This is a genomic window from Desulfoscipio geothermicus DSM 3669, from assembly GCF_900115975.1.
Classification (GTDB): Bacteria; Bacillota; Desulfotomaculia; order Desulfotomaculales; family Desulfallaceae; genus Desulfoscipio; species Desulfoscipio geothermicus.
Window position 1 is genome coordinate 39,252 of the sequence record NZ_FOYM01000014.1, and the last position, 13,608, is coordinate 52,859.

Here is a 13,608-nt window from a genome sequence, read left to right on the forward strand (position 1 = left end):
CAAATATTATAAATTTTTTAGTTAAACTTAAGGTGTAATACCAACAAGTTGACGAATACGTGTACGTATTTCATTATAAACTGGTAAATTCAAGGCTGGTGCTACTTCCAGTGTAACTACTAAAGCATACGGGATACTTTCCGTTAATTTACCAGCATCAGCCCGACAGTTAACTTGAACAATTATTTTGTCTTCATCCACAAACGACGAAGCCTTATCTCCGGCAAAAATTTCATGTTGCACTGTTCCTCTGCGAACTGTTTGCCAATCAGCTTCCTGACGACTCACTTGCAGTAGTTGTTGAAACTCACCTTCTTTCTGATCACCACCATATGGGTCAAACCATAAATTAGATTTTCTGTAAGCACGATGAGTTGGATTAATTGGTGTAAACCATGCAAGTGTAACAGTTACACGACGCCAGATTTTTTTACCACTAATGCTCGGTGGTAAGGGTATGATATAGCGGTGTGCTTCATTATCATAAAGACTACCACATCCAAGCATTGTAGCACGCTGATCAGTGCATTCAAAAACTCTTTCTGACATTACCAAACCATACCCTAGTAAACGTGCAATTATGTTTTTATCACTGATAATTCTTTTAATATTTTCGTATGAATCTCCCCAACTAGCACTATGAACTAAAAGTGCCTTTATTAAAACTGCAGTATAATTATCATGTAAACGATCTCCGCCAGGTTCATTTTTAAGTTGCTGTAGAAGATCATACAATAAAACAGCTGTACGTGAAGCTAAAGCAGTTGCATTACTAGTTCCACGCATGTGTCGGGTGGCCCCTAAATTACCAATCTTTGCAGCTGGAGAAGCCACCCTTTGTCCTGGCGGATAACTTGATCTGTTGATTTCAATAATAGCTTTAGTATGAGTATTACCAAGGAGTTCTTGATATGTTTGTCGTCCCCCAGGGAAAAAAATGTCAGGTTTTATTGAGCGGCGAAAGCCAAGGCCTTGGGCACAAATTGGGCTTGGTAACCCTTTCGACACAAATGGGTCTATCCTGTTCCCAAGGTTTGAATTGGATGAACTATCTTCATGAACGGCCCCAATAGTTAAAACATTTATGGCCTCTGCAGGAGATAATAGACGACGGTTTCTGCCTTGCTGTATAATTGTTTTTAAAACTTCTTCTTCGAAACATGCTGCATTCTGTCTCACCATAGATAATTCTCTTCTGTGAATATTTAGCTCAATTCCAGAAGGATAGTTGCCAGCACTAACAATAAATAATACCTGATATTTCCATGACAAGTAGTCCAAAAGCCTTGCCCAAGGACTAATTAGTCTATCGAATGGCCGCCCTGGATCACCAATCGAGAGATTGATAATGCGAACAGTAGGAGCAACTGCCGGTTCTGTCCCTTCGCCTTCAAAAAGCCGTCGAACTGAACGGTGTACTAAATCAACGGGTAGTACATCTTCGGGAATACATTCAACCTTAGGGTTACGCCAATCCCTATGGTCTGGTTTTAATATTGGCCGTACATATAATGGGTGATTAATTGGTAGTTCGCTTGCATCAAGCTCTCCATGTATAAGCAAAGACGCCATTGCTGTGCCATGGTACCTATTTAAAACAGGGTAATCAGCGGCCCAGTTTTCGGGATCATCTACTATTAACCGTCCATCTAATAATTTATGATTTTCAATCGGCAAACCATCTAAGAGAGCAACAATGGGGTTGCCTTGTGGTAGTGGGAGATTATCGCGGGTTAATTCACTAAATGATTCTCTATCATCAGGCATATCAACAACCGCTTGCCCTACCGGTCGGAAAAACATAACTTGCTCGCAGCGCACTAATTGTATGGATCTGTCTTTAAAAATTGCCTCAACCTTTTGAATAGGAAGTTCCGCGAGGATAGCATGATATGCAATCTCTTCAATGCAACAAGCCTGTCCAATAACACGACCATGTAAGTCGTGTACCAAACGCTGAACTATATCTTCTGATTTATTACGCTTATCAACTGATTGACGAAACCATAACTCAATCTCAATTTTCATATATTCTTCTCCGATAGCAACCCTTTCTTGCCAATCTTCCAATAATCCCGTTTCAAACAACCGGTCTTCTGGGCCCCATGGATGAATATCCTTTAGTTGTTTAAATAAATGGCCCCACTTCTTTCGTCCTCTTTGAAACTGAGGATCTTCTGGATTTTTACAAAAAGTTTTCCATAATGAAAATAATTCTTGAAGACCCCTGTTGTTAGAAAAAATTAGGTATAGGCGACCGGGAAGGGCTTTGTCAGGGTGTTCTTCGTCGACGTAAAAATCATTATCAGGAGTAATATCATCTAAGTCTGAATCGGCTAACCATTCAAGTCCCTCAATGCCCCGTAAAGCTTTACAAAAATCATCTATTTTTCCAACTGTTTCCAGAACCAGGACTTTTTCAGGCTCTATTCCAGTAGGATCATCTCGCATTTCAACTCGACACGCCTCAAAAGCCCGTTCTAGTTGTTCGAACTTTGGCTGCAGACGTTCTAATTGGCGAACTGGTGAAGGGAAATGCATTTTACCTGGCATTATTTTTTTCTTATGTCTACCCACAATTGCAGGTTCAGGAAAAATTAATAAAGGTTTTTCAGCCATTTAAATCAATCCTTTTTAATAAGGAAAAGCGTTCTTTCCATTGCCTAATACGGTCATTTACGATACTTTTTATATCATCTTTTGGTAAGGTTAATACACGCCGGCGTAATATATCATTACCAAATTCTTCGATTTCAGCAAAACTTAAACCTTCTAATTTTTCTGCTAACGTACTGGGTGCATAGCCAAGTGGCATTCCTAAACGTTTTTCAAAGCGTTTAAACCAAAGTTCTAATTCTGCTTTTTTAGGTGCAGGTAACAACATTCTTAATTGGAAACGTCGCCACACTGCACGATCCAAAAGTTCAGGGTGATTCGTTGCTGTTACAACTATAACATGACTGGGCAAATCATCTATTTGTAGTAATAAAGAACTTACTACCCTCTTTATCTCCCCTGTTTCATGGGCGTCTCCGCGTTCTTTACCTAAAGTATCAAATTCATCAAAGAATAAAATACAATGGTGTGTTCTTATAAAATCAAAGAGGCGACGTAATTTTATAGCGGTTTCGCCCAAGTAACTTGCGATAATTCCCTCATATCTTACTACTATCAAGGGAACCATTAAAGCTTTAGCTAAAGCCTCTGCCAAAGATGTTTTACCATTTCCAGGAGGACCAACAAGTAATATACGGTGACGGGGTTCTAGTCCGTAAGAACGTAATAAGTCACGACGTTGATGTTCTTCTACTAATTCTGAACAAGCACTCATAACCGCTTTAGGCAATATTAAATCATCCAAATTTTGTTGAGGGGTAATTTCACAAAATAGGTTTTGGATCCGCCCGTCTGGAACGGATAGGATCTTAGTATCAGTTGAGCCATTCGTTTTTAGGTACTCTTCCAAGCGGCTAGCTAAAATATGATGTTGTTTTTTTCGTTCCTCTGCAATTATTGCCTCAACTGTTTTTCGGAAGAGTAACTGGTCTCCACGACTGCCCGCCCGTACCAAGTTAATTAATAAATCAGAACGGGCCATAATTTCACTCCATTCTGTCAATAAATTATACACCAACTCTTAGAAGAGACCATAGCACATAACGTAATTATACTATTAGTTTATGCTTATTCCTGCTTTAATTCAGCATTAAATATACTCAAACATCCAAATATTATTTAAAAACATTAGTGTTGCATAAATAGATTTGCTGTTTGTCAAACCTGGAAATAGCCTGAAATTAGCGAAATGCCAGTAAAAATGCAGGATAAAGATACTACAAAATCCACATTTTATCAACTACTTAAACCTGTTATAGATTGTTTTCCTGGTAAAACGGCTCCACCCATATATCCGTCGCTCCCATGGCCCAGGCTCCTTTCCTACTGGGCAGCAAAGCCCTCAAAATCACAACGCCCCATGCCTCTGCGGAAGCTGGCGGGACAGCGTCTCCTATACGTTGTCTCCACCTGCGGTCGGACTTGCCTGCCAGCTGAAGCGGCCGGCCATCCGGCATGTGCGTAGGGAAGCCCTGGAGCATGGCCAGTTCGTAGGTGGTTAAAGGCCGGTGCCAGGTGCCATCTAAAGCAATTATTACCGGTGGCGGATCCGGCCTGTCGGTATCTGCTGGGATTCGCGGGTCTGCAACGGCGGTCGCACCCGAATGGACATCGCCGGCGCCGAGAACTGTAGATGACGGGTTATCCCAGCACATAACTCCGTATGAACCTGACCGCGGCCGGCAGCCCAGGCGCGGATCGGCTATTGATATAGCGCCGGCCTGGATGTCGGGAATGCCGGTAACGCAGGGCGACGGGTCATCAAACTTTACAAGTTTAAATTTGTTGTTAAACCTTTTGGCGTTCTGCGGACGCGGATCGGAAATTGCCGGCGCGCCGCTGCCGAAGCGTGAGCCGGTGACACAACATGATTGATCATGCCAGGCTATAACCTGGTACTTATTGCCGTACCCATTAGGTATGGAACAGGGACGGGGGTCCGCAATCGCTGCCATGCCAATTGATGAATTCACACGAGCCGATCCGAGTACCGGGCCGGCGGGTTCACCCCAGCTGGCCACCTGTAAGGAACCGTCTCGCGGTTTGTGCTTTATACGCGGGTCAGCCACTGCAGCTACCCCGTTTGAACCCCTTACACTGGCCGAACCAACCACTGTGCCAGCGGGTTGTTCCCACTTCGCCACGCCGAATACACCCTTACGCGGATTATGGCCCAAGCGCGGGTCGGCCACCGTTATTCCCCCGCAGGAGGGTGATCCGCCACCGGTTATCGTCCCTGAGTGGTAATCCCATGGAACAATGCGATACGCGCCGCTGTACCATTCTTTATCAGTAATTCGCTCCAAATCCCGCCAGTCGCCGCCGGCGGGAATTAAGGCAAGGCGCACCCAGGTTTTCCACTCCAAGCGGGGTAGCCGGTGCATGGGGCCGCCTGCGGCAATGTCATCGGGGAAAGGTAACGGGCCGATCACTTCCCCGATGGATTTGACTCTTTTAATGGGCGGTTTATATACAAAACTTGTTACTTTTTCGGGATGGCGGGCTATGAGTAGGTAGCGCCGCCGGTGTTGCGCCAGCCCGCCCACTTCGCCGCAATCGTGAAATCCTTCGTGGATGGCGTAGCCGTATGACGTCAGGAGTCCTTTGACCGTATGCAGGAGTCCTTTGCCCCTGCTGGTAATTCTGGGGACATTTTCGATAAGAATAATACCAGGTAGGTAATCGCGCCAGGCCTCCATTACCAGGAACAGTCCCCGCACAACCAGGCGGTTTAAAGCCTGGTACTTTTCGGTTGCCGCAGTCTTTTTAGGGAGAAGTGAGCTAAAACCTTTGCACGGCGGCGAAAGAAAAATGACATCGGGTGTTTCGCGTACAGCCATGTGCAGATCATGCGGTGTAATTTCCCGCCAGTCCGCGGGCGGTTCTTTACCGTGATATGCTATGTAATCCCTGCGTTCGAACAGGTCCATATGGATTGCCGGTGCGCCGGTGAGATTTTGGAAATCCTCACAGGCTTCGGAATCGCAATCGATACCGGCGATAGTTCGAAAACAGCCGCGAATACCTCTCCATTCAGCGCGCGCCCTTTGAAAGCCCAGGGCGGCGCCGCCTAGGCCGCAGAATATATGCAAAATCTTGAATTCTTCGGTCATTTTGCACCTCCCGTTCTATCTTAAAAAAAATAGCCCCGGGTGTTATCATCCCGGGGCAGTTTTAGGGAGAGGAGATGGAAATTAGTAATTAGTATTTACTTTTTCAAATGCCTTACCCGGATTCCCGTGGGCATAACAACCTATACCCCCTGCCCCAAAGGGGCTGCATAGCCAATGTATAAGTGCGCTTTGGGGTTATCAGAACTTAGGTTGGCTTCATACCTGCCGGCCAGCCAGTTCCTAGCTTCAAAATGCTCCCCTTCGTTATCCGGCACCCATTCACCCAGTTGGACTTCAAGTGAAGAGCCGCAGTGCAAATCGTAATGACTGCCATCACCAAGCAATATATAATGCCGCCATCCGCCGGCGGTTTTCTTGACCTCTAACGTGCCCTCAATATAAGTAGTTTTCAAACCAATCAACTCCTTTTATAACCTTTCCTCTCGGAACCAGGTTAACTAATTTCTATTTTTCTGGTAAAATGCTTTTTGAAAAGCAACGATGTAAAAATCCAATTCTTGGCTTAATCTGAGTGCTTTATTACTTGTATGAGGTAGCGATAATTTGTTTAGTTCCTTGCGCAAGTCTTCAATTTTTTGCTTGACGACATTAATATCATTCATATAATCCCTCCTTGCATTTTGGGTAGGCCAGTTTGGTTATTCATAAAAAAAAACCATGCTTGATTAGCTGGGGGGAAATAATTTTTGTGTAGCTGTCATTTAGAAAAAATCCAGTAAATACTTGGTTTATAAGGGCTGAAAAATCATAAGTCCGGCGGGCCGGAAGGGGAATTATCCGCCGCCCTCCGGTACTTGAATATGCGTTATACCATGCCTACCGGCAAGGCTAAGGGGGTGTTGACGGATATCGGCACCGAAGAGCTGGCCCATATGGAAGTGGTGGCATCGTTGGTTTACAAACTGTTGGAAGGGGTATCCATTGAGGCCATTAAAGCTGCGGACTTGGGCAGCCACTATGCGGATCATGACCGGTCCCTGTACTGGGTGAATGCGGCCGGGGTGCCCTGGGTGGCGGCCTATGTTTCGGCCACCGGCGACCCGGTGGCCGACCTGCATGAAAACCTGGCCGCAGAACAAAAGGCCCGGGCGGTTTATGAGAATTTAATCCACCTTACCGATGACCCCTGTGTCAAGGATGTATTGCGTTTTCTGCGGGAACGGGAAGTTGTTCATTATCAGCGTTTCGGCGAAACGTTAATGCATGTGGAGGAATACATGCGGCAGAAGAAAGTTTTTTAACTCTATTAACTTGTATATAAAACAGATTAACCCGGCTTGTTGGCCGGGTTAAAAAATATGTGTTGGAGGAATAAATATATGTTTCATTATAAATAATAATTAAGGTGGGAAGTACCTGTACCGTTTTTTTATCTTTCCATTTGTTTGGCTAAAAATGAGGCGGCCGTTTCGGCCAGTTTGTTTTCCAAATTTCCTATCTGGCCTTCTTTGCTGGAGGTGATGATAACGGCGCCAATGGGTTCTCCGTTAGCGATGATGGGTGAAACAACACTGCTTTTTAACACTACCCGTTCATCGGTCGTGAAGCTGTGATCTTCCTCCAGCATTTTAGTTTGCCGGCTGTTTATAATGTCTTCCAGCATATTGCCTATGGGCTTTTTCAGCAAGTCTTTCTTGAAACCACCTGAAACGGCAATGATTTCATCCCTGTCGGTAATACATACTACATGACCCAGTGCTTCATGCAGGGAATCGGCATATCCCTTGGCATGTTCCGTTAAGTCGTTGATGGGAGCGTACTTTTTTAAGATCACTTCTCCTTCCCTGTCTACATATATTTCCAGTGGTTCCCCGTCACGGATTCGCATCGTACGCCTAATTTCCTTGGGTATGACGACACGGCCTAAATCATCTATCCTTCTGACAATTCCGGTAGCTTTCATATTATCCTCCTCTTGGATGAAATTTAACGTAGTATTATATTTTTCTCTTAATTTAAGTTAATCATTACAAAAAAAATTGGAAAAATGGTATACCTGTAAATTAAGTGATATTTTTGATAACAGGCAACCTTATTGTGAATTTACTTCCCCCTCCGGGCCTATTGGCGGCGTGAATGGTTCCGTTATGCTGCTCCACGATCCAGCGGGCAATTGCCAGCCCCAAACCGGAACCCTCCCGGCCTCGGACACCTTCACCACGGTAAAACCGGTCGAAAATACGGTTTTCTTCACCCGGCGCCAAACCGGGCCCCCGGTCTGTCACCGCTATTTCCACAAACCCGTTGGGTAAGTCTTGGGCTGTCAGGTTGACAGAACTACCGGGCGGTGAGTATTTAAAGGCGTTATCTAACAAAATAAATAACAGCTGGCTGAAGTAATCGCTGTTTACCATGATGAGTGTTTCCGCTGGACAATGGTTTGCAAAGGAAAATTCTTTGTCACCGGCCAAAAATTGGGCTTTGCGCTCCACTTCCTTTAAAATGTCCGCCAGGGGGATAGATTTTTTTTCCAGGTTAAAACCGGCATCGGCCCGGGCCAGCGCCAGCAGGTCCTGCACCAAGCGCGTCAGGCGGCGGGCTTCGCTGACAATATCGTTAAGCGCTTCCCGGACCAGGGACGGGTCGGCCCTTTCTATTTTAAGCAATAGTTCGGCATTGCCGCGGATAGAAGTGAGCGGCGTGCGCAGTTCGTGCGAGGCGTCGGAAACAAACCGGCGCTGTAGTTCGTAGCTTTCCTCCAGGCGGTGATACATTATCTCCAGCCGCTCGAACATGGCGTTCAAAGTGTAAACCAGCCGTCCCAGTTCGTCAGCCGGGCCAGCATAGTCTATGCGCCTGCTAAGGTCACTGCCGTTTTCAATAGATGAGGCGGTTTGCGTGACCCGTTCCAAAGGACTGAGCACGGTCCGGGCCAAAAACCAGCCCAGCAAACCGGCCAGCAGCACCGCCGCCGTACCCACCAGAGCAATAAAAAAACGCATCCGGCCCAGCAGCGCGTGTATTGTTGATAGTGCCCGCCCTACTTGCAGCAGGCCCACCAACCGGCCTTCCACCACCAGAGGTACGTTATAAACCCTTATTTCCTGTCCGCCGGCCAGCACGGTTTCATAAAATTTATCTCCCCGGAGGGCGGATTGCAGGGTGTATTCGCCAAGAGGGAGGTACTGCCCGCCAAGATTATCGGAGCGGGCTACCACCCGGCCCCGTACATCCACCGCCTGCAAATAGGTGTCAGGGGAGGCAAAGACGTCCACATCCGGTAGAATTATCTCCCGTAGCGGCAGCGGGGCGCCTTCTATTCTGATGGACTTGATAACCGACGCAGCCCTGGCTGCAATGCCTTCGTCCACTTCCTTGTATAGTGTATGGGCTGTGGCCAAGTATAGCACTGTAGTTAATACGACCAAGACCAGGCTCAGTACGCCGGTGTAGAGCAGGGTGAGCTTCATTCGCAGATGCATGTGATCACTCCCTCAGGGTGTACCCCACACCCCGCACGGTATGAATCAACCTTTTACGTCCACCGTCTTCAAGTTTCTGTCTCAAGTTGCCTATATAAACTTCCAGTACATTGGATTCGCCGGAAAAGTCGTAGCCCCAAACCCGTTCCATGATTAAATCCCTGGACAAAACCTGGCGGGGGTGCTGCATAAACAGCTTTAACAGTTCAAATTCCCTTGTCGTTAGCTGTACCACGCTGTCACCCCGGTACGCTTCCCTTTTTTGCAAGTCCAGGGTTAAATCAGCAAAGCTTAGTAGTTGATTATTAGCCTCCCGGGTTCGACGGGCGCGCCTTGACAGCGCCCTGACCCGGGCCAGTAATTCTTCCAACGCGAAGGGTTTGACCAGGTAATCGTCGGCTCCGGCATCCAATCCCCGAACCCGGTCGGCCACTTCATCCCGGGCCGTAAGCATGAGGATCGGCACATCACTTTGCAACCTGAGCCGCCGGCAGACTTCCCACCCGTCCATACCCGGCATCATTATGTCCAGAATAACCAGGTCGGGCTGAAAATGTTCCATTTCCCGCAGCCCGTCTCTTCCATTAAAGGAAAAATGCGTTTCATGGCCTTCAAATTTTAAAACCCTTTGCATCAAAGTGGTGATTTTTTCATCATCGTCAATAACCAAAATGCGCAAATTTGCCAACCCCTATACTCTTTTTTCCTTACCTAAATAATTTCTATAGCGTTCTTAATAAATCCTATTTGCCAAAAAGTATAAAAAGAGCCGCCTGCAGAGGCGGCTTACTTAATTTATTTTTCGGCCAGAGTCAGGGAAACATAATTCCTAGAGCCGTTTCTTTCCACCAGTAAAACTACCTTATCTCCCACTTTGCTTTTCTTTATAAAATCTGTTACATCACCGGCTTCATTAACTGCTTGCCGGTTGATTTGCAGTATTACATCACCCTGCTGCAATCCCACCTTATCGGCAGGCGAACCGGGTATTACCCCGGCAATAATGGCCCCGTGATCGGCTTGCAGGTTCAGGTTTTGCGCCAGTTCAGGGGTTAGAGTCTGTATATACACGCCCATGTGGGGGCGGGAGATTTTGCCTTTCTCGATTAATGTATCCATTACAGCTTTAACGGTATTGGCCGGAATAGCGAAACCAATTCCCTGGGCACTGGCATTTACAGCTGTATTGATGCCGATGACCTGGCCGGCAAGGTTAAGCAGTGGTCCCCCGCTGTTGCCGGGATTAATGGAAGCGTCGGTTTGCAACAGGTTTTTGAAGTGTCGGTTTTCCACCTGTACCGGGCGGCCCTTGGCGCTAATTACGCCCGTGGTTACGGTATGGTCGAGTCCGTAGGGGTTGCCTATGGCAATTACCCATTCGCCTACCCTGGCCGCGTCAGAATCCCCCAGCGTCAGGTGGGGTAGTTCACCACCAGCCTTCACTTTAAGAACTGCCAGGTCCAGTTCGGCGTCAGAACCGATTATTTTTGCGGTCAGGGCTTTTTCCTTGTTGGACAGGTAAACATTGATTTCTGTAGCTCCGTCCACCACGTGCGCGTTGGTTAATATATAGCCGTCCTTGCTGATGATAAAACCGGAACCAAGTCCTTTGCGAACATCGGGTTCCACCCGGAAATACGGGGTGCCGAAAAACTGGCGGAAAAACGGGTCATTAAAAAAGGGATCTATTGGGGCGTTGCTTTCCTGAATGGTTTCAATTTTAACCACCGCCGGGCTGGTTCTGGCCACGGTATCGGCGATAATGTCGGTTCCCAAAGGCGATGCCGCGGTGCCGACCACTTGTTTTACAGTGGCCTCCGCCGGGTTGAAATGATCCTGGGGTAAAAAAACAAATACTCCGCCGAGCAGGGCTGCTTCCAATACCAGCGCGGCTACGATGCCGATTACCAGAGTTTTGACATACTTGTCCTTTGCCATTATTTTTAGCCTCCTCATTCTAATCTTTCATGGCTTAAATAATGGCAGAACAAGCTGAAAAGGCCCTGAATATAATCTAAAAATTTATTAATAATTATGTGAAAAAAATATCAAACTTCCTTGATCAGTAATTGCTCTATGGGCAGCCTGGGTCTGGCCGGCGGGTCTTGATCCGGGTAACCCACCGGCACCAGGGCTACCACTACCATGTCTTCCTCCAGTCCGAGGACCTCCTTGACGCCTTTTTGTTGGAACATCATGATCCAGCAGGTTCCCAGACCCAGGTCTGTGGCTCGTAAAATTAAATGCTCAATGCCTATAGCAGTATTCAGCGAGGCATAGGCCCGGAGCGCATGTTCATCCATTTCCCGGCGCCGTTTCATGTACTCTTCCGTACCCGCGGTTTCAAGGTCCGTGCCGGCAAACGCTCCGGCCTCCGCCAGCTCTTTGATGCGCTGGGGCGTTTGTTTGTAGGCGGTCAGGTCGGTGCAGCAGGCAATAACCACCGGGGCATTAGTGACGAATTTTAGAGTATAATGGGCCAGTTCCCGGCGTTTTTCCACGCTCTTGACTACCACGAACCGCCAGGGCTGCAAATTGGTGCCCGACGGGGCCAGCCTGGCCGCCTCCAGAATTTCGCGGATGTAATCATCGGGCACCGGGTCGGGTTTGAACTTGCGGATACTCCTGCGTTTTCTGATTACTTCATTTAACTCCATAAACTATATACCTCCGCTCGAATTTGGGAATAATTAGAATTTGGCCAAAATATTTCAGGTAAAATATTCCAAACATAAAATATGGTGATTACCAACTAGCTTGGTAACCGGCAATCCTGCAGCTTGCGTACAATAACCCGGTCCGCCGCAGCGAAATCATACCGGGCCAATTCATCAACTTCCACCCACCGGAAAGCGCGGCAATCCAGGGCCCGGGCCGCTCCACCGGCTACCTTGCATAAGTAACATAGCAAAATGATTTGCCGGTTGTCATAAATGTGGGAAACCACGTCGAAAATGTCTTCCACTATGACCGATAGGCCCAGTTCTTCTTTTATCTCTCTGAACAGGCATTGTTCGGGGGATTCGCCGGGCTCCAATTTGCCTCCGGGAAATTCCCATTTTAAAGCCTGGTGGGTGTTTTCATTACGCTGGGAAATCAATATTTTTCCGTTATGCTTGATGACGGCGGCTGTGACAACTAATATTTGCATACTGGTATAGTTTTCCCTTTCCGGTTATTTTATTTATTGTAATAGGAATTCGTTTATTCTACACTACAAGTTAAAACAAATAACAAAGCCTTTCGCCAAAAGTGAAAGGCCTTGTATATACGATTTATTAATAAGGTTTAAAGGTTTTGGCCGGGGCGTTGCAGATGGGACAGCGTTCCGGCGCCTGGTCCAGGGCCACGTAACCGCATACCGGACACAGGTGGAAAGATTCGGCCTGCATATCACCACCGGCTTCGAGCGCTGCAAGCGCCTTTTTGTATAAATCAGCATGCACTTTTTCGGCCTCATTGGCCAGCTCGAAACTCTTGGTGGCTTTGGCCTCTCCTTCTTCCTTGGCTTTTTCAATAAACTCGGGATACATGTTGCTGAATTCATAGGTTTCGCCTTCAATGGCCTCTTTGACATTATCCATGGTGGAGCCCACCTTGCTGGCCGTTTCCAAGTGTTTCAAGGCATGAATGGTTTCAGCCTCGGCCACCGCTCTGAACAGGCGGGCTGTTTTTGCCTTACCTTCCTTGTCAGCCTTTTGAGCAAAGGCCAGGTACTTTCGGTTAGCCTGGGATTCGCCGGCGAAAGCAGCCATTAAATTTTCCTGGGTCTTTTGTGACATGATATTTCTCCTCCTCATTTATTTACTTTAATTATTTGCACAATGGGGGCACTCCCCATATAGATACAGGGAAAGATCCTGGATTTTAAAATCTTCCAGCCGTTCCGGTATAGTTAATGAATCCAGGGCAATATCCAGGTCGTATACCCGCCGGCACTTTTTGCAGAGGAAATGGCAGTGGGGTGCTGGATTCGGATCGAAACGGCGTCGCTGTGGGTCAATGGTAATCTCCTGTATTTCGCCTGCTCCGGCAAGGGCCTCCAGAGTGTTATAGACGGTAGCGGGAGACAAAGAAGGATAATCAGGTTTCAGTTTACGGTAGATTTCCTCGACTGATGGATGGGCGGTATTCCCTGAGAGAAACTCCAAAATGGCCATGCGCTGTGGTGTGGCCCGCAAGCCGAGCTTCTTGAGTATGTTGATCATAATTTACCTTCTCCCGATTTTTAACCTTATTAAATCTTAAGTGCTATTTATTTATAACTATTATAAAATTGTTGTTGTTATATGTCAATAATATTTTCAAGAAAACTAAATTGTGTATTGATTTTATGATTCTGGGCATCCGACAAATAAGTTCCCCTATTTTTAAAGTGATGCGGTAATAATTCTATCATTATGCCTATAATTTTCAATTATTAATTTTTTAATATT

The 13,608-nt window shown here is 46.7% G+C and carries 14 protein-coding genes; 1 reads left to right on the forward strand and 13 read right to left on the reverse strand.

Annotated features, from left to right (window positions below; all coding sequences use genetic code 11):
• Window positions 1-27: 27 nt before the first annotated feature.
• From BM299_RS09745 to BM299_RS09765, 5 genes are all read right to left on the reverse strand, one after another.
• Complete coding sequence (locus BM299_RS09745; RefSeq protein ID WP_092483484.1) at window positions 28-2,619, reverse strand: S8 family peptidase; 2,592 nt, start codon at window positions 2,617-2,619, stop codon at window positions 28-30.
• The gene (locus BM299_RS09750; RefSeq protein ID WP_092483486.1) at window positions 2,612-3,598 is read right to left on the reverse strand and encodes an AAA family ATPase; all 987 of its coding nucleotides are present in this window, start codon (window positions 3,596-3,598) and stop codon (window positions 2,612-2,614) included. The genes BM299_RS09745 and BM299_RS09750 overlap by 8 nt, the downstream gene beginning before the upstream one ends.
• 271 nt (window positions 3,599-3,869) lie before the next feature.
• Window positions 3,870-5,729, reverse strand: a complete 1,860-nt coding sequence (locus BM299_RS09755) for a DNA cytosine methyltransferase (protein ID WP_092483488.1) — start codon at window positions 5,727-5,729, stop codon at window positions 3,870-3,872.
• A gap of 140 nt (window positions 5,730-5,869) precedes the next feature.
• A complete protein-coding gene (locus tag BM299_RS09760; RefSeq protein WP_092483490.1) occupies window positions 5,870-6,142 on the reverse strand; it encodes a DUF5348 domain-containing protein in 273 nt (90 codons plus the stop codon).
• Window positions 6,143-6,187: 45 nt separating this feature from the next.
• The gene (locus BM299_RS09765) at window positions 6,188-6,352 is read right to left on the reverse strand and encodes an aspartyl-phosphate phosphatase Spo0E family protein (protein ID WP_092483491.1); all 165 of its coding nucleotides are present in this window, start codon (window positions 6,350-6,352) and stop codon (window positions 6,188-6,190) included.
• Between the two features lie 135 nt (window positions 6,353-6,487).
• Between BM299_RS09765 and BM299_RS09770 the strand changes: the two genes are divergently transcribed.
• Entirely contained in the window at window positions 6,488-6,991 is a 504-nt protein-coding gene (locus BM299_RS09770) for a manganese catalase family protein (protein ID WP_245779723.1), read from the forward strand.
• Between the two features lie 128 nt (window positions 6,992-7,119).
• Here the strand turns inward: BM299_RS09770 and spoVT are convergent, their stop codons facing one another.
• The 8 genes from spoVT to BM299_RS09810 form a co-directional block, all read right to left on the reverse strand.
• Window positions 7,120-7,653 (reverse strand): stage V sporulation protein T, encoded by a 534-nt coding sequence (gene spoVT / locus BM299_RS09775; protein WP_092483494.1) that lies wholly within the window; start codon window positions 7,651-7,653, stop codon window positions 7,120-7,122.
• 100 nt (window positions 7,654-7,753) lie between these two features.
• Window positions 7,754-9,172: a sensor histidine kinase gene (locus tag BM299_RS09780; protein ID WP_092483496.1), complete on the reverse strand. Its 1,419-nt coding sequence runs from the start codon at window positions 9,170-9,172 to the stop codon at window positions 7,754-7,756.
• 4 nt (window positions 9,173-9,176) lie between these two features.
• Window positions 9,177-9,851 (reverse strand): response regulator transcription factor, encoded by a 675-nt coding sequence (locus BM299_RS09785; RefSeq protein ID WP_092483497.1) that lies wholly within the window; start codon window positions 9,849-9,851, stop codon window positions 9,177-9,179.
• Between the two features lie 116 nt (window positions 9,852-9,967).
• Window positions 9,968-11,110, reverse strand: coding sequence for a S1C family serine protease (locus tag BM299_RS09790; RefSeq protein WP_092483499.1), 1,143 nt, complete (start codon window positions 11,108-11,110; stop codon window positions 9,968-9,970).
• Between the two features lie 110 nt (window positions 11,111-11,220).
• Window positions 11,221-11,829 carry a nitroreductase family protein gene (locus BM299_RS09795; RefSeq protein ID WP_092483501.1) on the reverse strand — a complete coding sequence of 203 codons (609 nt, stop codon included), beginning with the start codon at window positions 11,827-11,829 and terminating at the stop codon, window positions 11,221-11,223.
• A gap of 95 nt (window positions 11,830-11,924) precedes the next feature.
• On the reverse strand, window positions 11,925-12,323 hold the full coding sequence (mutT, locus tag BM299_RS09800; RefSeq protein ID WP_092483503.1) for an 8-oxo-dGTP diphosphatase MutT: 399 nt from the start codon (window positions 12,321-12,323) through the stop codon (window positions 11,925-11,927).
• Between the two features lie 127 nt (window positions 12,324-12,450).
• Window positions 12,451-12,954: a rubrerythrin family protein gene (locus BM299_RS09805; protein WP_092483505.1), complete on the reverse strand. Its 504-nt coding sequence runs from the start codon at window positions 12,952-12,954 to the stop codon at window positions 12,451-12,453.
• Between the two features lie 27 nt (window positions 12,955-12,981).
• Window positions 12,982-13,380: a Fur family transcriptional regulator gene (locus BM299_RS09810; protein WP_207545162.1), complete on the reverse strand. Its 399-nt coding sequence runs from the start codon at window positions 13,378-13,380 to the stop codon at window positions 12,982-12,984.
• Between the last annotated feature and the right edge of the window lie 228 nt (window positions 13,381-13,608).